The sequence below is a fragment of the Bacteroidales bacterium genome (assembly GCA_031275285.1).
Taxonomy (GTDB): Bacteria; Bacteroidota; Bacteroidia; order Bacteroidales; family UBA4181; genus JAIRLS01.
Window position 1 is genome coordinate 1 of the sequence record JAISOY010000124.1, and the last position, 24,169, is coordinate 24,169.

General features: G+C 41.4%; 21 protein-coding genes. 15 read left to right on the forward strand and 6 right to left on the reverse strand.

The window, feature by feature from the left end; translation table 11 throughout:
* Positions 1–3,231: TonB-dependent receptor (locus tag LBQ60_12890; protein MDR2038812.1), on the reverse strand; the 3,231-nt coding region annotated here is incomplete at its 3' end.
* A 237-nt stretch (positions 3,232–3,468) separates the two neighbouring features.
* Positions 3,469–4,488, reverse strand: a complete 1,020-nt coding sequence (locus LBQ60_12895) for a DUF4974 domain-containing protein (GenBank protein MDR2038813.1) — start codon at positions 4,486–4,488, stop codon at positions 3,469–3,471.
* A gap of 152 nt (positions 4,489–4,640) precedes the next feature.
* Here LBQ60_12895 and LBQ60_12900 point away from each other — a divergent pair, with 152 nt between their 5' ends.
* The 4 genes from LBQ60_12900 to LBQ60_12915 all read left to right on the forward strand — a co-directional run bounded on the left by LBQ60_12900 (position 4,641) and on the right by LBQ60_12915 (position 8,751).
* Positions 4,641–5,186 (forward strand): RNA polymerase sigma-70 factor, encoded by a 546-nt coding sequence (locus tag LBQ60_12900; protein ID MDR2038814.1) that lies wholly within the window; start codon positions 4,641–4,643, stop codon positions 5,184–5,186.
* A 147-nt stretch (positions 5,187–5,333) separates the two neighbouring features.
* Positions 5,334–6,632, forward strand: coding sequence for a TolC family protein (locus LBQ60_12905; GenBank protein ID MDR2038815.1), 1,299 nt, complete (start codon positions 5,334–5,336; stop codon positions 6,630–6,632).
* Positions 6,633–6,727: 95 nt separating this feature from the next.
* Positions 6,728–7,948, forward strand: coding sequence for an efflux RND transporter periplasmic adaptor subunit (locus LBQ60_12910; GenBank protein MDR2038816.1), 1,221 nt, complete (start codon positions 6,728–6,730; stop codon positions 7,946–7,948).
* 71 nt (positions 7,949–8,019) lie between these two features.
* Positions 8,020–8,751 (forward strand): ABC transporter ATP-binding protein, encoded by a 732-nt coding sequence (locus LBQ60_12915; protein ID MDR2038817.1) that lies wholly within the window; start codon positions 8,020–8,022, stop codon positions 8,749–8,751.
* 112 nt (positions 8,752–8,863) lie between these two features.
* Here LBQ60_12915 and LBQ60_12920 read toward each other — a convergent pair whose 3' ends face one another.
* On the reverse strand, positions 8,864–9,211 hold the full coding sequence (locus LBQ60_12920; protein ID MDR2038818.1) for a four helix bundle protein: 348 nt from the start codon (positions 9,209–9,211) through the stop codon (positions 8,864–8,866).
* 139 nt (positions 9,212–9,350) lie between these two features.
* Between LBQ60_12920 and LBQ60_12925 the strand changes: the two genes are divergently transcribed.
* The 6 genes from LBQ60_12925 to LBQ60_12950 all read left to right on the forward strand — a co-directional run bounded on the left by LBQ60_12925 (position 9,351) and on the right by LBQ60_12950 (position 14,176).
* A complete protein-coding gene (locus tag LBQ60_12925) occupies positions 9,351–10,571 on the forward strand; it encodes an ABC transporter permease (GenBank protein ID MDR2038819.1) in 1,221 nt (406 codons plus the stop codon).
* A complete protein-coding gene (locus LBQ60_12930) occupies positions 10,564–10,752 on the forward strand; it encodes a hypothetical protein (protein ID MDR2038820.1) in 189 nt (62 codons plus the stop codon). The genes LBQ60_12925 and LBQ60_12930 overlap by 8 nt, the downstream gene beginning before the upstream one ends.
* A 115-nt stretch (positions 10,753–10,867) precedes the next feature.
* Entirely contained in the window at positions 10,868–11,950 is a 1,083-nt protein-coding gene (locus LBQ60_12935) for a histidine kinase (GenBank protein MDR2038821.1), read from the forward strand.
* A gap of 11 nt (positions 11,951–11,961) precedes the next feature.
* Positions 11,962–12,723: a LytTR family DNA-binding domain-containing protein gene (locus LBQ60_12940; protein ID MDR2038822.1), complete on the forward strand. Its 762-nt coding sequence runs from the start codon at positions 11,962–11,964 to the stop codon at positions 12,721–12,723.
* A gap of 57 nt (positions 12,724–12,780) precedes the next feature.
* Complete coding sequence (locus LBQ60_12945; protein MDR2038823.1) at positions 12,781–13,692, forward strand: LD-carboxypeptidase; 912 nt, start codon at positions 12,781–12,783, stop codon at positions 13,690–13,692.
* 55 nt (positions 13,693–13,747) lie between these two features.
* Positions 13,748–14,176, forward strand: coding sequence for a GNAT family N-acetyltransferase (locus LBQ60_12950; GenBank protein ID MDR2038824.1), 429 nt, complete (start codon positions 13,748–13,750; stop codon positions 14,174–14,176).
* A 112-nt stretch (positions 14,177–14,288) separates the two neighbouring features.
* Here LBQ60_12950 and LBQ60_12955 read toward each other — a convergent pair whose 3' ends face one another.
* Complete coding sequence (locus LBQ60_12955) at positions 14,289–14,882, reverse strand: hypothetical protein (protein ID MDR2038825.1); 594 nt, start codon at positions 14,880–14,882, stop codon at positions 14,289–14,291.
* Between the two features lie 162 nt (positions 14,883–15,044).
* Between LBQ60_12955 and LBQ60_12960 the strand changes: the two genes are divergently transcribed.
* Complete coding sequence (locus LBQ60_12960) at positions 15,045–15,851, forward strand: DUF4349 domain-containing protein (protein ID MDR2038826.1); 807 nt, start codon at positions 15,045–15,047, stop codon at positions 15,849–15,851.
* A gap of 6 nt (positions 15,852–15,857) precedes the next feature.
* Here the strand turns inward: LBQ60_12960 and LBQ60_12965 are convergent, their stop codons facing one another.
* Both LBQ60_12965 and LBQ60_12970 read right to left on the reverse strand, forming a co-directional pair.
* Positions 15,858–17,246 carry an arylsulfatase gene (locus tag LBQ60_12965; GenBank protein MDR2038827.1) on the reverse strand — a complete coding sequence of 463 codons (1,389 nt, stop codon included), beginning with the start codon at positions 17,244–17,246 and terminating at the stop codon, positions 15,858–15,860.
* A 7-nt stretch (positions 17,247–17,253) separates the two neighbouring features.
* On the reverse strand, positions 17,254–18,627 hold the full coding sequence (locus tag LBQ60_12970) for a sulfatase-like hydrolase/transferase (GenBank protein MDR2038828.1): 1,374 nt from the start codon (positions 18,625–18,627) through the stop codon (positions 17,254–17,256).
* 476 nt (positions 18,628–19,103) lie between these two features.
* Between LBQ60_12970 and LBQ60_12975 the strand changes: the two genes are divergently transcribed.
* The 4 genes from LBQ60_12975 to secA all read left to right on the forward strand — a co-directional run.
* Positions 19,104–19,859 (forward strand): hypothetical protein, encoded by a 756-nt coding sequence (locus LBQ60_12975; protein ID MDR2038829.1) that lies wholly within the window; start codon positions 19,104–19,106, stop codon positions 19,857–19,859.
* A gap of 173 nt (positions 19,860–20,032) precedes the next feature.
* Entirely contained in the window at positions 20,033–20,569 is a 537-nt protein-coding gene (locus LBQ60_12980; protein ID MDR2038830.1) for a hypothetical protein, read from the forward strand.
* Between the two features lie 234 nt (positions 20,570–20,803).
* Complete coding sequence (locus LBQ60_12985) at positions 20,804–23,227, forward strand: right-handed parallel beta-helix repeat-containing protein (GenBank protein MDR2038831.1); 2,424 nt, start codon at positions 20,804–20,806, stop codon at positions 23,225–23,227.
* A gap of 181 nt (positions 23,228–23,408) precedes the next feature.
* Positions 23,409–24,169: preprotein translocase subunit SecA (gene secA, locus LBQ60_12990; GenBank protein MDR2038832.1), on the forward strand; the 761-nt coding region annotated here is incomplete at its 3' end.

Consider the following 24,169-nt stretch of genomic DNA (forward strand, 5'->3'; position numbering starts at 1 on the left):
TTTTTCCGGCAATGAATATCCTATTTCAGCACTTTTAAAGCGCAGGAAGGCGCCATTTTTCATGAACCGGGTATTGCGCTGGACATTATTACTGATGACCGTATTGGATAGTCTCGGCCAGTATGCATCCGGATTTTGGCTCAGTTCCGACCAGTAATCATCTGCTATAAATCTGGCTAAACCGGTTTCCGTAATCAGCTTTTTACCATTCTCATCTTCATAAGTGTTCCTTCTTACGAATGGCGACATGGCTGAAGCATCGATCCAGAAAGAAGAACGGGCCGATCCCTGGAAAAATACAGACATATCAAAATTTTTATATCCGGCCGAAAAACCAAATCCGTAATTGATCTCAGGAGTTGACGGATAACCGATGGGAACCCTGTCAACATCATTGATCACTCCATCCTTGTTTATATCCTTGTATTTGATATCGCCCGGAAGATATACTCCATAATCCTGCCGCGGTGATTTCTTTATATCAGCATCATCAATAAACATCCGTTCCGCTACCAGTCCCCATTGCTGGGAAATGGCATTGTCTTTCCTGGATAACCATGGTGTCTGCATCAAGCCATAATTCGGCTCTTCATAATAATGGTAAGTCGACCGTGCATAGGTGAAATTCATCCTTCCTACGATCCAGAAGTCGGTGGTGATGTTGTGATTGTAGTCCAACGATATATCGATCCCTTTTCCATTGGCTTCGCCTACATTACTCTGGGATTCGTCCCACAGACCCATTTCGGAGGGAATATCCGCCCTGGATTGTAATATATTGGTTCTGCGTTCCTGGAACAGATCGGCCAGTAATTCAATTTTTCCTTCGAACAGGCCGAGTTCAATACCTAAATTGCTTTTATAAGCAATTTCCCAGCCGATATTAGAATTTGCATAGGTCTTGATCGACATTCCTGATCGGTTGATTCCGTTGAAATCAAATCCGCTCCGGAAACCTCGCCCTCCTCCGGAAATAACCTCGGAAAGATAAAAGAACCGTTGGCTGCTGATTTCGTCATTCCCTACCAAACCGTAAGTTCCACGAAATTTAAGCTTTGATACAATCTTTTTTAAATTGTCGTTCCAGAATGCTTCGTTTGAAGGCACCCATCCCAATCCTACCGAAGGAAAAAAGCCCCAGCGATGCCCTTTGTCGAATTTTTCGGAACCATTGTAACCAAAATTAAATTCGGCTAGATAACGACCGTCAAAGTCATAGGTAAAACGTCCGGATAAACCTAAATTTCTTTTTGGCAATGATTGAAACAAGGTAGACTCGTTACCACTGATCGAATGACGTATGATACCGACCAACATTCCGCTTACTCCGTGTTTTCCAAATGTCCGGTTATAATTCACGGCACCTTCCGCATAAAAAGAACTGGAAACCGATTTATAGCCCGGTCTGTAATTCAGGTATTCGGTACCGACATCAGAACCGTCAGCATTCAGGGGGGTCAATATATAGGTATCAGTATGACGGTCATAACTTCCCACTTCATAATAAAAAGGCTTATACGACCTGGATACGTCGAAAGCTGAGTTTCTGGTAGTACTACCCAATACCCTGGCACTTAAACCCTCTATCCATTGTTCGAAATCCTGTTTCAGTTCAAATTGTGCCAGCATCACTGTTTTACTTTCTTCCCGGTAACCTTTGACCAGTTCGGCATAAGGGTTCATATATGAACTGCCTTCCGAACCGCCGAAAAGAATATGTTCATATCTCCGGTGCAATTCATCCGGCTCGAAATAGGCAGGAAAACGAACAGGGCTAACATTCAGTGCACTTTTATACATATCGGTACCGCTCATGATCGGTCCCGTATAATCGTCGAAAGTACCGTGCACCCTGATGACGGCTTCCGTGGAATTGGTCAGGTTAATATTGATATTCGACCGGACCAGGTACTTTTTCAGATTGATATTATTATTGAAATTATTCCTGTTATCTACTTTTAAAATGCCATTATCCTTTGAAAATGAGGCTGCAATATAATACCGTGCTACTTTACCTCCCCCGGAAATATTAAGATTGGCCCGTTGGTTACTGGCTACTTTTTTTGTCAGCATGTCCATCCAGTCCACTTCAGGATACACAAAAGGATTTCCTCCCCGGCTGGTATTTTCAATTTTTGTATTGGAATAAGGCAGGCTTTCAAGAGGATTTCTGGTAAGTGCGGCTTCATTGGCCATCTCCATGTAGGTAATGGCATCGGCCATTTTTATGGTTTTGGTCGGAGAAGAGAAAGAATTTTCAAAACGAAAGGATACCCTTGCTCTTCCTTCCCGTCCTTCTTTTGTAGTCACCAGGATCACACCGTTTGCACCACGTGCGCCATAGAGGGCAGTTGCCGTAGCATCTTTCAGGATAGAGAAACTCTGGATATCATCCGGATGTAATCTCGCCAGATCATCAGTAGATACTTCCACATTATCCACCAATATGAGCGGATCGACCTTTCCTGCCCCGAAAGTAGTGATCCCGCGGATAAAGAATTCCGCATTATCCTGTCCCGGTTCCCCGCTGGTCTGATAAGATATCACTCCTGCCATCTTTCCAGCAAAAGCAGTTGTCAGGTTGCTCGAAGGCACGCGCAAATCCCTGGCATTGACGGTCTGAATAGATGAGATAACACTTTCTTTCTTCTGCTTTCCGAAAGCTACAATAGTTACTTCATCCAACTCATTCTGTAACGGCTTTAAAGAGACTTCGATCCTGGTCTGTGTTCCAACCGGGACAGAATATTTCTGATAGCCGACAAAAGAAACTTCCAGTTGATCCGTCGGCCGTATATTAATAGAAAAGGTACCGTCCGTATCTGTCAATACGCCGCGTGTGGTTCCCGATACCTGAACTGTTGCCCCGGGTAAAGGTTCTCCGTTTTCGTCAACTACTGTACCCGTAACCGTCACACCTTCCTGTACTGGTTTTTTTACTTCACCGGGAATCGCTTTTTTTTCCATAAGAATAATATCCTTATCAATTATTTTATAATCAATACCGGATTTATCAAACAGTTTATTCAGAATAGAAATTACATCCTCATTTTCCGACTTGATGGATATTTGCTGCTGTGTATCCACAATTTTATTGTTATAAAAAAAACGGAATTCAGATTGCTTTTCTATTTCCTCCAAAACACTTGCAATCGGCTGATTCTTAAAGTCAAGGAGAAGGAGCGCTTTTTGTCCGTAGGAATATGATGCAAACGATATGTTTACAGTCATCAATAAAAAACATAAAATCAACTTCATAATTTGTAACCACTTACACAATATTTTACAGCAGTGATGTTGTAAAAATTCACTTTTTACCATACTTTTGTTTGTTTTAAAGTTAAAAAATAAATTGTTTTAATTTGTTCACGCGGGGGATGTTACCAGCATCTTCCGCGTGTTTCGTTTTGTCAGGTTTTTTCCATAAATAACATGTATTAAAATTTACAAATAATTATTTAATAGTATTTATTGTTTTTCAAGAATTACCATAGGTTTTTTTTCACTAGTCAGTCCCGATGGTTGTACTATTTCATAATTGATACCCGATGAGGCTTCTAAATAATCCAGAATCTGGGATAGTGGCTTGTTCTCAAAAATCCCGGTAAAGGAATAATCCCGGATCAGATCATCTTTTATGTCAAAATCAACAGAATAATAATTGCTTAATTGTCTCAGGGCGTCCGACATAGGTGTATCCTTAAAAATGAACTTTCCGGTAAGCCAGGCTGTATTTATCCCGGGATCGACCGGTCTTACTGTTATCTTGTTGGAGATTGTGTTAAAACTGGCCTGTTCCATCGGTTTCATTAATAAACTATTATTGTCTCCTTTCAAAGAGACACTGATGCTCCCTTCAACAAGGGTTGCTTGTATCAAACTGTCCCGGGAATAAGCCTGGACATTGAATTTAGTACCAAGAACGCGGATATTTATCTTTTCATCTTCGGTTTTCACGGTAAATGATTTGCTTTTGTCATGTATCACATCAAAATAAGCTTCACCCGAAAGTACTACCCATCTTTCTTTCCCGCGATATGCTGCCGGGTATACCAGTTTCGTATTAGCGTTAAGATGAACTGCCGTGCCATCCGGCAATGTGGTTTCGGAACGCATGCCGGCGCCGGTATGAACAGTAATGAGGGACTCCTGACGAGTTTCTGTTAAAAGTATAGCTATACCAAATATGCCGAATATAAGGGATGCAGCAACAGCCACACGTTGTAACATAATACGGACAGTTTTGCCTTTGATCCGCCGTTGTACTTTTTTATAAGCAGCATAAGAATCCCGGTTACGCATGTGATGTCGCGTTTTTCGAACATCATATAACAATGCCAATTGCATCAATTCCCTCTCATTTTTTTCATCTTTTCCACACCACTCATCTACGGAGAGGCATTCATCAGATGTTGCTGTTCCATTGAGATATTTCAATAAGACATCATGACCGGGAGATGGCAATTCATATTTTTCTTCTGTTTTCACTTCTTCGTTTTTTCTTGATCTATATTGAGGACACCTATTTCAGGTGCAACCCTAAACCAAATTTTATTTTTAATAAAAAAATTTCTGCTTAACTAATAAATCTGAATATATTTGCATTTATAAGATCAAGAAAATAAGGAGTAAAGAAACACATGACAGAGCTTTTCGATAAGATTCAAAAAGGGGATAGGGAGTCATACAGGCAGATGTTTCTGATCTTTTACCCGGCGTTATGCGAATATGCCTCCAGATTTATTACTGCCACGGATGCAGAGGAACTTGTTCAGGATTTAATGTTACACATTTGGGAAACAAGAAAAACCATGGTGATCGGATCTTCCTTGAAATCTTACCTTTTTGTAGCAGTCAGGAACAGGTGTTACAATTCTATCCGTAACCGGCAATATAAGCAACAAGTACATACACAAATCTATGAAAAATTAAAGGACCGTTTTGATGATCCTGATTATTACATGGCTAACGAGCTTGCTGACAATATACAAAAAGCTGTCAGCGAATTACCTGCGAATTATCGTGAAGTTTTTGAACTAAGCCGTTTCGGATCGAAAAGTAATCAGGAAATCGCCGATCAACTGAATGTATCTGTAAAAACAGTAGAATACCGTATTACCCAATCGCTAAAAATACTTCGTAAAACACTGAAAGATTATCTTCCAATACTTACATTTATGATGTAAGCATTGTTTACCTTTTAAAGGATATCTGTTTCAACTTTACTTTTATCCGTTTCAACATCAAAAACTTCCGTTTGAATTAATTTCCCGGATTATTTCTTTTAAAGGTGCCGTACGTTTGTCATGTTCAAAAAACAAAAAGTAACGGACATGAAAAAATATGGTTTAATCATTGCAACAGCAGTTTTGTTTTCGATCACCTCGAATGCACAGGACAATGCAAAAACAGTGTTTGAATTTACACTGGAGGATTGCATCGGATATGCACTGGATAAAAACTACAGCCGGCAATCGTTAATTCTGTCGGAAGAGTCAAACCAGGTGTCATACCAGCAATCGAAAGACAGCCGTCTCCCCAGCGTGAATGCTTCGGTGAGTGAAAACTTTACTAACAGTAAAGACGACTCGTCAATGGGAGGAAGTGCGAGTATCAGTGCTAATATGACCCTGTATCAGGGCGGGTATATCAATAATACCATCGAGCAAAGCCGGTTGCAAATGGAACAGGCTACCCACAAAACGACTCAGTACGAAAATGAACTGAAAATAAATATTCTTCAGGCTTTCCTTTCAGTACTGGGGAATGATGAATTGCTCAAATTTCAGTATTCGGTGGCGGAAGCCAGCGAAGAGCAGTTGAAACAAGGCGAAGAACTTTTCAAGGCGGGAAACATGATAGAAAGTGATTATCTGTTGCTTGATGCCCAGTATGCCAGTGACAGGAATAATATTGTCGATACAGAAATAACACGCGATAATAACATCCTTACCCTTAAAAACCTGCTTTCGATGGATCCGGAAAATGAATTACGTATTATCCATCCGGATACATCAATTATTGAAAATATCATTGCATTGCCTTCAAAACAGGAAGTAACCGAACGCTCCCTGAACTATCTGCCCGATATGAAGATCAGCCAATACAATGTGGATATTGCCGGTGTCAGCGTAGATCTTGCCAGGGCGGATTATTATCCGACTATCAGTCTGGGTGCCAGCATAGGTACGGGACATACCGATTTCTCCAAATTCGGGACACAATTATCGGACAGGTTGAATGAACAGGTAGGAGTCACGGTGAGTATTCCGATATTCAACAAGAACAGGACCAAGAGCAATGTTACCAAAAGCCGTATTGCACTGCAACAGGCAGAATTGGATCAAAAGCAGACAGAACTGACGATACGTCAGAATATTACCCAGGAATACCAGAATGTTGTATCTGCCTATAATAAATATAATGTTACCGATATCAAGCAGAAAGCGTATCAGAAAACATTCGACGCTTACCGTGTCCAGTTCAATGTCGGATCCATTACAGCTGTAGATCTGTTGCAACAGCAGAACAATTATATCAGTTCACTGAATGATTATATCCAGAGTAAGTATAATTTTATTTTATTAAGGAAAGTTCTGGATGTGTACATGGGTGAAGATATCACCATATAAAACAGAAAAACAATCATTTACCGTAATTATAATAAAATATTTAGTTTCACTGAGCCCTTCGGGGTTCATCTAACCATTAAAATCAATATATACAGATGAAAAAGAAAATCATTATCGGCTCCATCATCCTGGTTATCATTGTGGGTGTCGTTATAGTTGCATTCAGCGGCGGAGGGCATGAATTAAGGATGAATACTGCCGTTATCGGAAAAGAAACGGTAGAGCTCAATGTAACCGCAACGGGCTACGTTCAGCCGGTAGATCAGGTTGAAGTAGGTACACAGGTATCCGGTGTTATCGAAAAAATATTTGTGGATTACAATTCGCATGTAACTAAAGGACAGATACTGGCCGAATTGGATAAATCGACTCTTTCCGAAAAAGTATCACAGGGAGAAGCCAGTGTGGAAAGCGCAGAAAGTGACCTGACATACGCGCAACAAAATTATGACCGCGTAAAGCAATTATACGAGGCCAAAGCAGCTACACAGGCATCCTATGAAGAAGCTACCAACCGGCTTGCTCAGGCAGCAACTGCATTAGTGAATGCTAAGGCCAATCTTCATCAGGCGCAGGTAAATTTTTCTTATGCTGAGATCTATTCACCAATAGATGGAGTTGTACTTGACCGTGCCGTGGAACAAGGACAAACCGTAGCAGCATCATTCAGTACACCTACCTTGTTTACTATAGCCAATGACCTGAAAAACATGCAGGTGGAGGCTGATGTGGATGAAGCAGACATAGGGCAAGTGAAAGAAGGCCAGAAAGTAACTTTTACCGTTGACGCATATCCGGACGATATTTTCGAAGGAAATGTAAAACAGGTGCGGTTGCTGGCTACAGTGACAAGCAACGTTGTTACCTACACGGTAATTATCGACGCCCCGAATCCGGAAGAAAAACTTTTTCCGGGAATGACCGCCAGCGTTACTATAGTTACGCAATCATCCGAAGGTGCCGCTGTACCTGCCGAAGCCTTGAATTTCAATCCTTCTGCAGAAATAATGGGGAAAGTACATATTATCCCGGGTGATACACCTCCCGGACAGGAAGCCGGAAAAGTAGCTCCTGCCGGAATGAAAGCAGGCAATGGGGCCGGATCGAAACCTAAAGGCGTATGGGTGAAAAATGAAGAGGGGATCAAATGGGTAGCCGTAAAGACAGGATTAAACGATGGTGTATATTATATCGTCGACCAGGGATTAAATCTGGGAGATACTGTTGTTTTATCAGCATCACTTGAAAAGAAAACCAAAGATAAAGGAGCTGCAGCCAGCAATCCCTTGATGCCACGTCCTCCGGGAAGAAGATAAAGTACGTTTGACCATTTAACCAGGGATTTTGAATCTTAAATTTTTGTATCTTGAACTCAAATAATAATCATATCATCCGTATAGACGAGCTCCGCAGGGAATTTCATGTAGGTGTGGAAACAGTAAAAGCACTGAAAGGCATTTCCTTCACTATCGAAGAAGGAGAATTCGTCAGTATCATGGGCACCAGCGGAAGCGGGAAATCCACTCTCTTAAATATACTGGGATGCCTTGACAGGCCCACATCCGGAGAATATTATATTGACGGAGTAGCAGTCAGTAACCGCACAAAAGATGAACTGGCTACTTTGCGCAACCGGAAGATAGGCTTTGTGTTCCAGTCGTATAATCTGCTACCCCGGACATCGGCAGTAGAGCAGGTGGAACTGCCGTTGCTGTACAATCACGAGATTTCCAGTAAGGAACGTCATGAGAGGGCCGTACATGCCCTTGAACAGGTGGGATTACAGGACAGGATGGATCATATGCCCAACCAGCTATCCGGAGGACAACAACAACGCGTAGCCATTGCACGTGCATTGGTCAATGATCCTGTGATCCTCCTGGCAGATGAAGCGACAGGGAATCTGGATACCCGGACGTCCTACGAAATCATGAATCTGTTCCAGTCATTGAATGAAAAAGGTAAGACCATCGCTTTTGTTACACATGAATCGGATATTGCCGTTTTTACAGCAAGGACAATCATGTTGCGTGACGGTCATATCGTGAAAGACGGACCGGTAGAAACACAATCGGCCAAATTAGCGTTAGAGGCATTACCGGTAGAATCGGACTATTAATAGTTTGTAAAGTTGGAAAGCGGGAAAGTTCATAAAGTAAGAAAGTTAAAAAGTTTATAAGGTTGGAAAGTGTTAAGGTTTGTAAAGTATCAATTATGGCAAAGTTAAGAAGTTATAGGGTCTTTATGAAGTTAGATAACATGCGTGAAATGTGCTCGGCTTTGTTTCTTAATTCTTCAGCAACAGCTTTTTCAAGAATATGCAGGTATTCTGCCAGGTACAGCATGGATCGGACTTCTCCGCAGGAGCCTTTCGCTACAAAGAAAAAGTATCTCATTTCATTGTTGGATTTTCGTTCGAAACCTTCGGCAATATTATTCATTACAGATACCACAGCACGTTTCATCTGTTTTTCGAAAGAATCATCGGTTCTTGCTTTATTAAGTAGAGTATATATCTCAACACATAGTTCACGGCTTTTTTGCCATGCCTGAATATCCTCAAATCTGTCGATCCTCATAAGTATAAAAGTTAAAAAGTTCATAAAGTTGTAAAGTTAAAAAGTAATGCAAAATATTCAAACACGATAAGCTTTATAAACTTTCAGACATTATAAACTTTATAAACTTTCAGACTCTATAAACATTAAAACAAAAATCATGAATTTATTCAATCTTTTAAAAATAGCATATACAGCCCTGATGCGGAATAAAACGCGGGCCCTGCTCACCATGCTGGGAATTATCATCGGTATTGCATCCGTGATTGCCATGGTAAGTATCGGTGAGAGCTCGCAACAAAGCATCAACGACCAAATATCGAGTACCGGCACCAACCTGATCATGGTGATGCGTTCCAACCAACGGCAGGGAGGTGTAAATATCGGATCTTCCAGTGTACAAAGTCTTAAGATAAAGGATGTGGAAGCCGTACAGAATGGGGCTCAATATGTATCTATGGTTTCACCTATTGTGAGTTCAAGCGGACAGCTGGTTTATGGTTCCAACAACTGGCCGGGAAGTATTCAGGGAGGCAACACCGATTTGATCAATATCCGAAATTATACGCTGGCCAGTGGTACCTTTTTTACTGAACAGGACATCAAAACATCCAACAAGGTATGTGTGGTCGGACAAACTGTAGTCGATAATCTTTTTACCAATGGTGAGAACCCGGTAGGAAAAACGATCCGCTTCGGAAGGATCCCGTTTAAGATTATCGGTGTGCTTGAAAGCAAAGGACAAAATTCCATGGGACAGGACCAGGATGATGTGTTGATGGCGCCTTACACTACAGTACAAAAAAGGATACTAGCTATCAATTACCTGCATATGATCATGGCATCGGCTGCATCCGAGGATGTTGCTGAAGTCGCGGCACAGGAAGTGGAATCAATCATCCGGGAGTCACATGGCCTGAGAACCGGACAGAGTAATGATTTTGATGTCCGGACACAACAGGAAATGCTGGAAATGATGAATTCGGTGATGGGTTTCATTACGATACTTCTGGCGGCAGTTGCATCTATATCTCTGATAGTCGGAGGTATAGGTATCATGAATATCATGTATGTTACCGTTACGGAACGGACCAAGGAAATCGGATTACGTATGTCGATCGGGGCAAAAAATAAAGATATCCTATTGCAGTTCCTGTGTGAAAGCACCATTTTAAGCCTTATCGGAGGGATCATAGGTATTGTATTCGGGTTGGGGTTATCTTACCTGGCTTCGACTTTGCTGAACTGGCCCTTTATTATCAGTACACAAGCTGTAGTACTTGCTTTCTTTGTCTGTACTGCTATCGGTATGTTCTTCGGATGGTATCCGGCCAAAAAAGCAGCAGCACTCGATCCTATCAATGCATTACGTTATGAATAAGGCGGAAGTATTTTCCAGGTTTTTAAGCCTGGTCAGGATCCATCAGAAGAATGAAACAAATATCGGGTTCTATTCCAGGGAACTTGGGATGAGTGTAGATGATCTTTCCCGGTTGATAGAAGAGATAAGTGATACCGCTTTTCATGAGTGGATGGGGAATATAAAAAAAGAAAATTCATGAAAAATAGTCCGGTAAGATGTCTGGGAATCCGATATCATATCAGAATGAAGTACCGGATTTTTAGGCCTACCGTCCGGGATATATTATATTTGTAATTATTTAGAATTAAAATACCATGCGACAAATCCGTTTAACATACCGTACAGCATTTTTGTTTTCCCTTGCTATCAGTATGTTGATGAATATTCTCTTCTTGATCATGTTCTTTTATGGCAGGGATGCGGTCATTCCCGGGAAAGAAATACCCCCCCGGCCGATGCTGACACTGTCGGGTACTCTGGTAAGTATTCTGTTTAACTTCCTGACAGCGTTTACTTTATACATCATCAATTTCAGATTACTACGGACACACCTTCCTAATGCAATCAAACATACTACGATCGTGCTGGCGACAATATGCACCGTGATCATCACGAGTTATATTTTTTCGACCATCCATATGTCGATGATCGATCATATAACACCGGATGATCGCGGGTTTTCCAGCCGCTTTATCCGTGGAGGAATGATGAGGGATTCCTTTATTGCCATTATTGTTGTGTTTTCTTCACAACTAGTATACCTGTCGAAAAGACAACAGCAAACAGCACTGGAATATAAGACATTGCTGTCTGAAAATATGCGTACCCGTTATGAAGTATTGAAAAACCAGATGGATCCTCATTTTTTATTCAATTCGTTGAATACCTTAAATTCATTGATAAAAATTGATCCGGTAAAGGCACAGGAATATGTACAGCAGCTTTCTTCCGTATTCCGTTATACTTTACAGAATAAAGAAGTTATATCCTTGGAAGAGGAGCTGAATTTCACTATGTCATATTGCCACCTGATGCAAATTCGTTATGGAGATAGCCTTCAGGTAATATATAATATTGATGAAAAATTATACCGTTATCACATTATTCCCCTTAGTCTTCAGACCCTGGTGGAAAATGCCATCAAACACAATGTGGTGAGTAACAGGCAACCGCTGGTCATCACCTTTGCCACCGATAAGCCCGGCATCATCAGCGTTTCAAACCCCATCCAGCAGAAGAAAGAATTGGAAGAGGGAGAGGGGATCGGATTGACCAACCTGTCGGAACGTTACCGTCTGATGTGGCAACGTGATATTACCATCAAGCGTGAAGATGGTATTTTTCGCGTTGAATTACCTCTTATGGAACCACAGGTCATGCAGGCATTAAAATCATAAATCCCGGAAAAATGAAAGCTGTTATAGTAGAAGATGAAGTCATTGCCGCTCAGGCTTTGCAGGAATTGATCAGGGAAATCGTTCCGGAAGCAGAGATTTTAGCGGTGCTTCAATCCATTGATGAAAGTACGGAATGGTTTCAGGTACACTCTATGCCCGATCTGGTATTCATGGATATTCACCTGGCGGACGGTTCGTCTTTTGCTATTTTTGATGGAGTGAAGATCACTTGTCCTATTATTTTTACCACTGCTTATGACGAATATGCCCTGAAAGCTTTTGAAGTAAATAGTATTGATTATTTATTGAAGCCGATCAGTAAGAAGGATCTGGAGAGGGCCATCAATAAATACCGTCATATCCGGGTGAATCCTACGGATAATACGGAACTGATGGATAAACTGCTGGCGAGTATGAAGAAGAGCGAGGCCGTATACAAATCATATTTGCTGGTACCGGAAAAAGACAAACTGATCCCGCTTCCGGTCAGTGATATCGCTTATATATTTATTGATACCAAGCTGGTGAAGGCGGTGACTTATACCAACCGCAATTATTACCTTGACCAGACACTGGATGAATTAATGGATGTATTGAATCCTGCCGATTTTTTCCGTGCCAACAGGCAGTATATTATTGCCAGGAAAGCGATAAAAGACCTTTCGATGTGGTTCGGAAGTAAAATCTCGGTAAACCTGCTGCTTCCCACGCCGGAGAAGATCATTGTCAGTAAGGCGCGCGTCAGGGAAGTTAAAGACTGGATCGCCGGATAACCCTTGGCTTAATGAAATTATATTACATTTGCATCTGAAGTCAGAGATTATTAGAAAATGCTTACACCTCCTTTTCTGAAAGCCGGAGATACTATCGGGATCATCGCCCCGGGATACAAGATAGCAACCCAACAATGGGAACAGGCTGTTCCGTTACTTGAATCATGGGGCTTGCAAGTTAAGTCAGGCAAGAGTCTCCGGTTAAAAGAACAGGTGTTTGCCGGAACTGATGCCCAACGTTTTGATGATTTATCAGACATGATGCAGAATCATGATATTAAAGCCATATTATGTGCAAGGGGTGGGTACGGTTCTGTCAGGCTCCTGCCTTATTTTGAGGAATATATTGCAGTACCTGAGCCGAAATGGCTGATTGGCTACAGTGATATTACCGTTTTGCTGACATATTTTACTGATCAGCTACAATGGAAAAGCATCCACGGGCCGATGCCTGTTGATCTGTCGGAAGGCTTATCTGAAGAACAGGTACAGTCATGGGAATATCTTCGTCGTTTTCTTTTCGGACAAACCGTATCATACGAACTTTCTCCATCCTTATACAATAGGGAAGGGGAAGTCAAAGCTCTGGTAACCGGCGGCAATTTATCCGTTTTATACGGTTTGATAGCCACTCCGTTCCAATGCCTGACAGACGGTAAAATTTTATTTATCGAGGAAGTGAACGAAAGCCTGCATCATATAGATAGAATGATGATGAATATGAAGTTAAGCGGACAGTTAAGCCGGCTGAAAGGATTGATTATCGGAAGCATGAGCGAAATGAAAGATACTACCCCTTCATTCGGAAAAACGGCGCAGGAAATTATATACGAACATGTGAAGGAATATGATTATCCGGTGATGTTCAATTTTCCTGCCGGACATGGTGGGGTTAACTATCCTTTGGTGATGGGAGCGGATCTACAATTAAAAATAACCAAAGATTTGGTTTTGATATCTTTTATGTAGATGCTTAAAGATATGGTGATGCCTTTGCAAGGAAATCCAAAAACAGTCAGAAATAATGAAGATCGAAAAAGCAGGTCCAATAGATTATCCGCAAATTATGGAGGTATGGGAAAGTTCAGTAAAAGCGACCCATGATTTTCTGAAACCCGAAGATTTTTTATGGTACAAAAACGTGATCCCTACCGATTATTTACCGAACCTTGACCTGTATGTGCTTCGTTCAGATAGTAAAGTATTGGGTGTTATGGGGGTGTCCGGGGAAGACCTTGAAATGTTGTTTATTTCCGGTACATCCAGGGGAAAAGGATACGGGAAAGCCCTTTTGGAGTATGCTGTCCGGGAACTGAATGTAAAAAAACTGGATGTGAATGAGCAGAATGCACAAGCACTGGGATTTTATGAAAAATTCGGATTTAAAATAGTCGGACGTTCGGAAAAGGACGGAATGGGTAAAGACTATCCGATCTTGCATTTAAGTCTTTGATAAGATTCAAAGTTTAAAATTAAAGATTCAAGATTCATAGTTCAAGTAGCGTTCATTACGATAAAGAAGGATCAAAAATGGTATAAAAAATTGGGAAACAAGATTTATGAGTTTAAAATCTATAACCTATTCCTACCCTGATCCCTTTTTGAATCAGGTTTTCATGATCATTAGATCCTACTCCTCCGGTGCCCTTTATATTCCATTGTATACGAGGAGTCATTGAAATAACGACACCGGATTCAAACATATACTCTGCCCCGATTCCTATACCGGCTCCAATAATACCCCACCAGGTATGCCCTTCATTAGGATGGAAATTAAAACACACCATACCTTCGGTAAAAAGATATTTCAAAAAATGTACTTTTAACCGTGCCGGAAAAGAAAACATCAAAAAGTAATCATCAGAATTGCTTGTCTGGTTCCAGTTGTATGTAGAAAAAGATTCCATATTATATCCTGTAACAGATAATCCTATCCCTAGTTCAATGTATTCGGAATTCATGCGGGAATAATCAAATCCGAGCGTAAGATAATTTTTGCCTGTATTTAAATCCCAGAAAGAACCATCGGAATGGGAGAAGCCAAGTGCACCAAAAGAAATATGTCCACCGAAATAATTCTTTTTTTCATTCTGACCATATGTATTTACCCCTGTAATAATGATCAGTGCGGACATTATTGCATACTCATTTAATCTCATAAGTTTTATTTTTAGCGAGAACAATATAAAAGCCATAAAATGCAAATATATATGATAGTATTCAAAACGGAAACAATCCTTTAGTAATGATCACAAATTAATTCGTATTTTTGCTTCTATTGAATCAAATATCTATTACTTATTTTAGTAAACCATCATAAAATGAAACGGACATTCAGTTTTTTTACATTATTAGTATTGCTTTTCATGGCGGCGTGCAGCCGGGACAAGGCAACAAGCATGGAAGCAGTTGCCCTGGACGATATCGAAGGTCAGAGGCTAAATAACACCGATAATACGGAGATTTCTGAAAGAAATACGGATATCCAAAGAAAGATCATCAAAGAGGGAAATATCCGTTTTGAAACTACGAATTCTGAAAAGACAAGAGGGATCATTCTCAGCAGCGTGAAAGAAAATAACGGCTATATTTCCAGTGATAATGCCAGTAACTATGATGGGAATACAGAATACAGGATGACCATCCGTGTTCCGTCGGACCACTTTGACCGGTTATTGGAAGATATCTCCCGGAGTGCGCAAAAACTGGACAGTAAAAATATCAATGCGCTGGATGTAACCGAAGAGTTTGTCGATATCGAAGCAAGGATCAAAGCCAAAAAAGAACTGGAAGACCGTTACAGGGAATTGCTGAAAAAGGCTGTCAAAGTGGACGAAATGCTGACCATTGAAAGAGAAATCGGCACTTTACGGACAGATATCGAGTCCATTGAAGGACGTTTGCGTTATTTGAAAAGTAAGGTGGCGTACAGTACATTAACGGTGGTATTCTATGAAAAAACGGCTTCTTCCTTCGGTTTTTGGCATAAGTTTGTACATGCCATACAGAACGGATGGACCAATGTCCTCTGGTTTTTCATCGGATTGACTCATTTATGGCCTTTCCTATTGATTGGAGTGATTATAATAATCGTTGTCCGGAGGGTGAAAAGATCCGGGAAAAAATAAGATTTTTTATTTTGTCACTTTCCATTCGGACGGCGCTACGAAATTTTCCCGTCCGTGATGATAGGGTAAGACGTTGAATGGCGGTTTTATAGCATCATATTTTTCCGCTATTTTATTCAATCGCTTTAATTCTTTCGGATGTTCATTACCGGCATTCTTTTTCTCGTATGCATCATCAGGATAATACACTAAAAAATCTTTTTGTGTCTTGATCCTGTCATTCTTTCCTTGTATGATCAGTTTATAGTCATTATTGACGATAGCTCCGCCACCCAGATACAGATCCCGCCGGATGGTTTCTTTTTTTCCGGATAATACGGGAGATATATCTATTCCGTCAAAAGGCCGGGGCGCTTTATCCCTGATGCAAAGAATGGATCTGATGGTCGGCATGATATCTACAAAGCCTGTTACCTGATCAATTTCTCGGTGTCCTTCAAATAATTCCGGATAGGAAATAATGGCCGGGGTTCTTACACCGCCGTCCCATTCTTCGAATTTTGTACCTTTCAGCGGTTGATTGGTTCCGCCGCCATTGGGTTCGGCGCCATTGTCACTGAAAAAGATGAATAATGTATTTTCTTCAATACCGTTAGCTTTCAGGGCATCCCATATCTCGCCAATGCCCCGGTCCATGCAGGTAACCATTGCGGCATAGATGGCTTTTTTCCGTTCTTTGGGTGAAAGAAGCTCCGGATCATCCGTATATAAAGCGATGTCTTCCGGTTTGGCTTGTAGCGGCGCATGCGGTGCGTTATAGGCAACATACAGGAAAAACGGATCTTCCTTCTGGGAATATTGCCCGATGCAATTGACCGCTTCTTTCGTGATCAGGTCTGTTGAATAACCTTCATCATAAGCGGTATCCCAGTTGCGATGCCAATCCAGCTCCCCTTCCCTTTTATGGGTAAAATAATCGATTGCCCCGTTTAAATGGCCATAGAAGTAGGTAAAACCTCGATTCAACGGATAATACGCTTTTCGGGAATGTCCCAGATGCCATTTCCCTATGATGGCACGGTCGGTATAACCTGCCTTTTCAAGCATTTCCGGTAGTAATTCTTCTTCGGTATCCAGGCCGAAATCCCGCCAGGGAGGAATTACCGTTTCCCTTAATCCGAAGCGGTTGGGGTACCTTCCCGTCAATAAGCCGGCCCGGGTAGGTGAACTGACGGGAGCTGTATAGAAACGGTTCATCCGGATCCCGTTTGCTGCCAACTGATCCAGATTGGGGGTCCGGATATTGCTTCCGTGATATCCGACATCCCCCCATCCCAGGTCATCTGCCAATACGATAATGATATTCGGTTTTTTGCATTTCTGGGCAGATATCGTGCCGGTAGCACTTAAAAAGAAAGCGGGTAATAATACCGGATAGATGGTCTTGGGGATCATGGGAAAGTTATTCGGATGGTAGTTCGGGTAGTGAATTTCGCCAGTCTAAAGCCAGTTTTTTTAATTCCTGTGTGATCTCCGGATATTGATCACGGACATTCATGTTTTCCCTGGGATTGTCGGAAAGGTTGTACAACATCACATCAGAACCGTCTTTATTAACCAGTAATTTCCATTCTCCCTTCCTGACCGCTACATTAGGACTGGCATCTTCACCATTTGCTTTCGGAAAAGCTTTGCTCTCATTTCGTTTGTATTCCCAGAATATAGGTTTTTTCCTTTCCTGTTTCTTTCCCAGTAAAGCCTGGCTCATGTCCATACCATCACTGCGGTATTCTTCGGGAAGAGAGACATTGGCGATGTTACACAGGCTTTCAAACATATCCAGTGCACTGATCACACTTGTTTCATCCGATTTCCCCCCGGGTATAAGACCCTTTGTGTCCCATATGATCAGTGGCATCCGGGTACCGCCGTCAAACAACGACGCTTTACAGCCACGCATATTACCTGCCCGGCTGCCGCGGAAACTCGGGGCCGGACCATTATCGCTCGTGAATATGACAATGGTGTTGTTATCAAGATCCAGTTTCCTGATCCCTTCAAGTAAACGCCCTATCTGCCTGTCGTAATCAGCCAGCACCGAACGGAAGTTTTTTTCCGACTGTACCCCATCCGGAAAGCGATCCTGTTCCTCTATATTTCCGATCCATGGTGTATGCATATCGTCCGGCCATAAGTTGATGAAGCAGGGCGTTCCTTTGTGGCGTTTCAGGAAATCCAGCGTTTTGTCTACAAAATAAGCCGTCCTGTCCCAGCGTTGGATACTGTCTTTGGGTGACCATATCCAGTCCGTTGCTGTTAATAGCGGATCAGGATCGGGACTTTCGTAAGTACTGGAGTATTCGTCATATCCGTATCGGTCGAAAGAAGGAGCGTTGTCCACATCGCGGCCCCCTCCCAGATGCCATTTTCCAAAATGTCCTGTTTTATACCCGGCTGCTTTCATCGCCTTGGGTAGGGTAGGAGCTTCCGGATCGAGAAAATCAGCCATTTCGGCTTCTCGGTTGCCTTCCCTGAACTGCAGGTAACTGGTGATGTTCCACCGGGCGGGATGAATGCCTGTCAGTAATCCTGCCCGGGAAGGAGAACTGATAGGAGAAGCACTGTAATACCGGCTGAAATGAATGCCTTCAGCAGCCATACGGTCAATATTAGGGGTCGGGATAAATTTTCCACCATAAACACCGATATCTCCATACCCCATATCATCGGTCAGTATGAAAATAATATTGGGATGGTCATTTCGCGTTTCTTTACTGGTACAGGAAACACAGGATATACCGGCCAGAAAATAATTGAAAAAACGGTGAGGTTTCAAAATGAATGGGATAATTAAAAGTTAAAACAAAGCAATATGGTTCATGTACAAATATAGGCAAATCCGATGAAAGGGAAAATACCGTCATCAGTTTTCTGTTTTGTTTGGCAGTAAATTTTCCGTAACTTTGAGAATTGTTAATCTTAAGAGAATAAATATGAGAAAATTAAAACCACTTATTTTAGATGAAACATCTGAAAGATAAGAACTTGTTGATGAGTTTTATAAAAAATACTGAAAGGTGGCTCAGCTCATAAATGTATTATAAACAAAGAACTTCGAACTATCTCTATGATCAGTGGGCTAAACCGGGTTTGGTGGAAACATCAGGATATGGTACATAGGATGTTGATAGAGTTTGTAAAGTGATTTAAAATGAAAATATGGGAATTTATAAAATAATTTTTTTTTCATTATTTACTGTTGGGTGGATATCTGGTACTTATGGTCAATTTAATCCGGATTCGTTGGTTATCATGAATGAAAAATTTTATGATTATGTCGCTGATAAAAACCCCCTTTATACAGAAGGCCTTGTTGATACCTTATGTCTCCATGGCGAAAAATATTTTTTCAGCCGTACTCCGCTTGCTGCAAGAAAAGGATATACCAATATCTTGCCTGATGATAATGAGGGGATTACTTCCACTGGTGCCGGTCCGGTTCATTCTAAGGCTTACCGTGTTTCATGGCTGGTAAGAAATGATTCTTTATTCATTGATAAAATATATCCTTTTTATCGGTTTTGGTATTCAACTGATGAAAACGGTCTCTTGCTGGAAGAATCTCTTTGGAAACCTATCAACATTATCCCGGAAGATACCATCTTATTCAGATTCGAATCATTTACGGGTAATCTTTTCAAGAACGGACTTTTGTTTGTTGATTGGATCAATGGAGATTTTGGCATATTAAAAATCAATCCCAATGCTCCTGAAAAGAAAGCAGAGTCAATATTGAGGATTAAAGAAGCTGATTATATATATCCTCCTTTGCTCCTGAATGTCGCAAATGGAATAGTCTCGGAAGTAAAAAAGGATAAAAAAGCGATAAAACGCTTAAAAAAACTGGCCAGGTCTGCTGAAAAATCCAAAAATATGGATGAAAAAATTAAAAATATGCGTCCGGAAAAAGCTTCGAAAAAACGGGAAAAATTGCTGGAACAAACCGAGAAGAGGCAAAAACGTTCATTTAGAAAGATGGAAAAGAAAACCGATAAGTTGCTTCGATAAAACTAATTGTATAGATTCATTTCTAAATCAATTTGATGCGAAAAAAAATATTGCTTAAAATATTATTTTTGCTATTGCCATTTATTTATGTTCAAGGGCAATTGGCAAACGACTCTATAGTTGTTGCAAATGAAAAACACTATGATCAACTTATAAAAAAAATACCATTTTATGTGGAAAGCCTTTTTGATACGCTCTGTTTTAATGGGGAAAAATATTTTTTCAGGCATACTCCGCTTGTAATAAAAAAGGGGTATACCAACATTATCCCTGAAATGTTTAATTTCAGACCTATTTTTGGTACTACCGCACATAAAGGTTACCGTTTTTTGTGGTGTATAAGGAACGACTCCCTTTATATTGCCGATATTCATCCTGCCTTCCAGGGATATCACAAAGATTATCAAATGAAAGAAATAATTGATTTTGTACCGCGTGATACGATCATATCAAGGCTGGAAGCTTTTTCGGGCAGTAATTTCAGGGAAGGGCTATTATTTATTGATTGGATCAACGGTGATTTTCCTGTGGTTAAAGCGAATCCGGATCCTCCGGAAACTAAAAAATCCTTATCATGGAAATTATACGATACCGATTATTTGTATCCTCCATTAATTTTCAGTTTTAAAAACGGGTTAATTGTTGGTATAAAAGAGGACAAGAAAGGAATAAAAGACTTGAAAAAGATAGATAGGAAAAATAATCATTAATCAATAAAATGCACTAACATCAAGCTATTTACAGATATTTTTTTATACAAAACCCACACCGTTTTTCTGTAAATATACATTTATGAAACATCTGGTATTTCATGAAAACTAAAATCATAAATGAAATTATTTATCTTTAAATTTTTCTATTGATCAGGAAATTTAGAGTTTTTATCTATTGTAACTTTAGACTGTCAATGAAAATATGAAATATTCAACAATCAATGACCGATCATGAAATATCCGCTAATATTTATTTTAACCATTATATCCATGCTGGCTTCGTGTCATCATGAAGTATTCCTTTATGTCTCAGTAGACGGGGATGACCGTAACCCTGGTACCGAAGCGGCTCCTTTTGCAACGGTAAAAGCAGCACAGGAAGCCGTACGTACTATCAAAAATCCGGTTACCGTATACCTACGCGGAGGCACCTATTGTCTGACCGGCCCGGTGGTGTTTACCGGAGCGGATTCCCGTACAAGGAAAACACCAGTGACCTATGCCGCCTTTCCGGGAGAAACGGTAAAGATCAGTGGGGCGGTGAAGCTGGAAAAACTGAACTGGGAGACTTATAAAGAACCCATCATGCAGGCCAAAGTAGACCAGCCAGTCATATTTGACCAGCTGTTTGTGAACGGAGAACAGCAAAGGATGGCCCGTTATCCAGATTATGATCCTGCAGCATCCCACTATAACGGGACGGCAGCAGATGCCATCGATCCGGCAAGGGTTGCCCGGTGGAAAAATCCTGAAGGTGGTTATGTACATGCATTACACCGGCATGAATGGGGCGGATATCACTGGGTGATCACCGGAAAGGATGATCAGGGCGAATTGAAGTTGGAAGGCGGTTACCAGAATAACCGGTTAATGGGCATGCATCCTGTACACCGTTTTGTGGAGAATATTTTCGAAGAACTGGATGCACCCGGAGAATGGTTTTTTGATAAAGAGCAACAAATACTCTATTTCTATCCGCCGGCCGGAATTGATCTGGCAACGGCAGTGATCGAAGTGCCTCAACTAAAAGAATTATTCGTTTTCAGAGGAGTATCCGAAGGATCGGGAGCTATCGGGATCATCGGAGAAGAAGACGGGCCGACAGCGATCTTTACTGCTTCAAAAATGGCAAGGCATGTAACATATATTTCCCTGGAAGGAATGGAACTGACCCATACCCTGCGTACGTTTATGGATACCAAAGAACCCCTCCTTCGCAGTGACTGGGCTATTTATCGTAGCGGAGCCGTTTTGATGGAGAATGCCGAATATTGTAGCATCAGGAACTGCTTTTTCAATACGGTAGGGGGAAATGCCGTATTTATGAGTAACTACAACCGGCATAATGAAGTATCCGGGTGCCATATCGCCAATGCGGGTGCCAGTGGAGTATGCCTGGTGGGTGATCCCGGGGCCGTGCGTTCTCCTTCCTTTGAGTACAATGAATATGTGGAAGTGGAAGATATGGACCTTACGCCGGGCCCTAAAAACGATAATTTCCCTTTTGGATGCCTGGTATATGATAACCTGATGCACGATCTCGGACGGGTGGAAAAGCAGGTGGCCGGTGTGCAGATATCCATGGCGCAGGATATTACGGTAAGCCATAATACGATCTATAATGTTCCCCGTGCTGGTATCAATATCGGGGATGGCACCTGGGGCGGTCATATCATTGAATACAACGATGTGTTCAATACTGTCCTGGAAACCGGGGATCATGGTTCGTTCAACTCATGGGGCCGTGACCGTTTCTGGCATCCCAAACGGAATGTCATGAATGAACGGGTCGTCAACAATCCGGATCTGGTGTTACTGGATGCCATAAAAACCGTAATTATCCGTAACAACCGCTTTCGTTGTGATCATGGATGGGATATCGATCTGGATGACGGATCAAGCAACTATCATATATATAATAACTTATGTTTAAATGGCGGGCTTAAGCTCCGCGAAGGTTTCTTCCGGCTGGCGGAAAATAATATCATGGTCAATAATTCTTTCCATCCGCATGTATGGTTTGCCAACAGCGGTGATGTGTTTATCCGCAATATCGTTTCCGCAGGATATTTTCCTATTTCGATGAACAATGGCTGGGGTAGGGAAATTGACAACAATATCTTTCCGGATGAAAAATCATTGGAAGCAGCCAGGAAAAATGGTACGGATGCCCATTCGGTAGTGGAGGATGTCCGGTATCTGGATCCTGCAAAAGGAGATTTCCGTGTACCTGAATCATCGGTTGCCCTCACCAAAGGATTCAGGAATTTTGCCATGGATCAGTTCGGTGTAGTATCCGAGAACCTGAAAAACAAAGCGGAAAAAATACCGATCCCGGAGTTGGTTTCATTGAATCATTCCGAAGATCATGTTTATGAAATGTTGGGTATGAAACTGAAAAATATCACCACACTGGGTGAGCGTTCGGCGGCAGGATTGAGCGACGCTTCAGGCGTCTGGGTCGTGGAAGTCTTACCTGGAAGCGTTGCCGAAGGGATCATCCAACCCAATGATGTGATCATACAGTTCCACCGCAGGAAAATCAATCATATACGGGACCTGAAAGAAGCGCAGATGCAATCCGGAAGCCGGAAATCGGTAACCCTGTTCCGTAATCAGAAAGAGATACAGGTTTCCATTCATTTTAACCGCTAATGTCTATCTGCGGACAAAATACTTTGGGTTTATTATAAAATACTTGTTATTTACAAAAGCCGTTATCACTTTTTGGGAATTCCCGGCTTTTCCATGTTGTATAAAAACTTGTTGAATTACATAAATTCTCGTAAATTTGTGTTTTTGTTTTCTGATACGAAATTTCACATTTTAAAATATAATGAGCTTTTTAAATTCTGTATTATCCTCACTCTTCGGTAACAAAGCTGATAAAGACATCAAAGAAATACAACCCTATGTTGACAAAGTAAAACTGGAATACGACCGGATCATTCATCTTTCCAATGATGAATTAAGGGCGGAAACAGATATTCTGAAGAAAAAAATAAAGGACGCTACACAGGAAGATGAAGCCGAAATCCTGAAACTGAAAGAAAAGGCTGAAGCGATTGATACTCCTGTAGATGACGTCGAAAAATTATACAAGCAGATCGATCATCTGGAAAAAGATGTGATTAAAACCATCGAGGATACCCTCAATGAAATACTCCCTACCGCTTTTTCAGTGATAAAAGATACTGCCCGCCGCCTTAAAGAGAATGAACGGGTAGAAGTAACCGCGAACGATTTCGACCGTGCCCTGGCTGTGAAAAAAAATAATGTCCTGATAGAAGGAGACAAAGCAGTTTACCTGAACCGGTGGATGGCCGGAGGTAACGAAATTGTCTGGGATATGGTACACTACGATGTTCAGTTGATCGGTGGTGTTGCACTGCATCAGGGAAAGATTGCGGAGATGGCGACCGGGGAAGGAAAAACACTGGTGGCTACGCTTCCTGTGTTCCTGAATGCTTTGGCAGGAAGGGGGGTGCATGTGGTTACCGTGAACGATTATCTTTCAAAACGTGACTCCGAATGGATGGGTCCGTTGTACGAATTTCACGGATTATCGGTGGATTGTATCGACAAACACCAGCCCAA

What these genes read in the sequence shown, in the direction of transcription:
- LBQ60_12900 (MDR2038814.1), top strand. Translation starts at nt 4,641, where the DNA reads ATGACAGAGCTTTTCGATAAGATTCAAAAAGGGGATAGGGAGTCATAC.
- LBQ60_12905 (MDR2038815.1), top strand. Translation starts at nt 5,334, where the DNA reads ATGAAAAAATATGGTTTAATCATTGCAACAGCAGTTTTGTTTTCGATC.
- LBQ60_12910 (MDR2038816.1), top strand. Translation starts at nt 6,728, where the DNA reads ATGAAAAAGAAAATCATTATCGGCTCCATCATCCTGGTTATCATTGTG.
- LBQ60_12920 (MDR2038818.1), bottom strand. Translation starts at nt 9,211, where the DNA reads ATGAGGATCGACAGATTTGAGGATATTCAGGCATGGCAAAAAAGCCGT.
- LBQ60_12925 (MDR2038819.1), top strand. Translation starts at nt 9,351, where the DNA reads ATGAATTTATTCAATCTTTTAAAAATAGCATATACAGCCCTGATGCGG.
- LBQ60_12930 (MDR2038820.1), top strand. Translation starts at nt 10,564, where the DNA reads ATGAATAAGGCGGAAGTATTTTCCAGGTTTTTAAGCCTGGTCAGGATC.
- LBQ60_12935 (MDR2038821.1), top strand. Translation starts at nt 10,868, where the DNA reads ATGCGACAAATCCGTTTAACATACCGTACAGCATTTTTGTTTTCCCTT.
- LBQ60_12940 (MDR2038822.1), top strand. Translation starts at nt 11,962, where the DNA reads ATGAAAGCTGTTATAGTAGAAGATGAAGTCATTGCCGCTCAGGCTTTG.
- LBQ60_12945 (MDR2038823.1), top strand. Translation starts at nt 12,781, where the DNA reads ATGCTTACACCTCCTTTTCTGAAAGCCGGAGATACTATCGGGATCATC.
- LBQ60_12950 (MDR2038824.1), top strand. Translation starts at nt 13,748, where the DNA reads ATGAAGATCGAAAAAGCAGGTCCAATAGATTATCCGCAAATTATGGAG.
- LBQ60_12955 (MDR2038825.1), bottom strand. Translation starts at nt 14,882, where the DNA reads ATGAGATTAAATGAGTATGCAATAATGTCCGCACTGATCATTATTACA.
- LBQ60_12960 (MDR2038826.1), top strand. Translation starts at nt 15,045, where the DNA reads ATGAAACGGACATTCAGTTTTTTTACATTATTAGTATTGCTTTTCATG.
- LBQ60_12965 (MDR2038827.1), bottom strand. Translation starts at nt 17,246, where the DNA reads ATGATCCCCAAGACCATCTATCCGGTATTATTACCCGCTTTCTTTTTA.
- LBQ60_12975 (MDR2038829.1), top strand. Translation starts at nt 19,104, where the DNA reads ATGAATGAAAAATTTTATGATTATGTCGCTGATAAAAACCCCCTTTAT.
- LBQ60_12985 (MDR2038831.1), top strand. Translation starts at nt 20,804, where the DNA reads ATGAAATATCCGCTAATATTTATTTTAACCATTATATCCATGCTGGCT.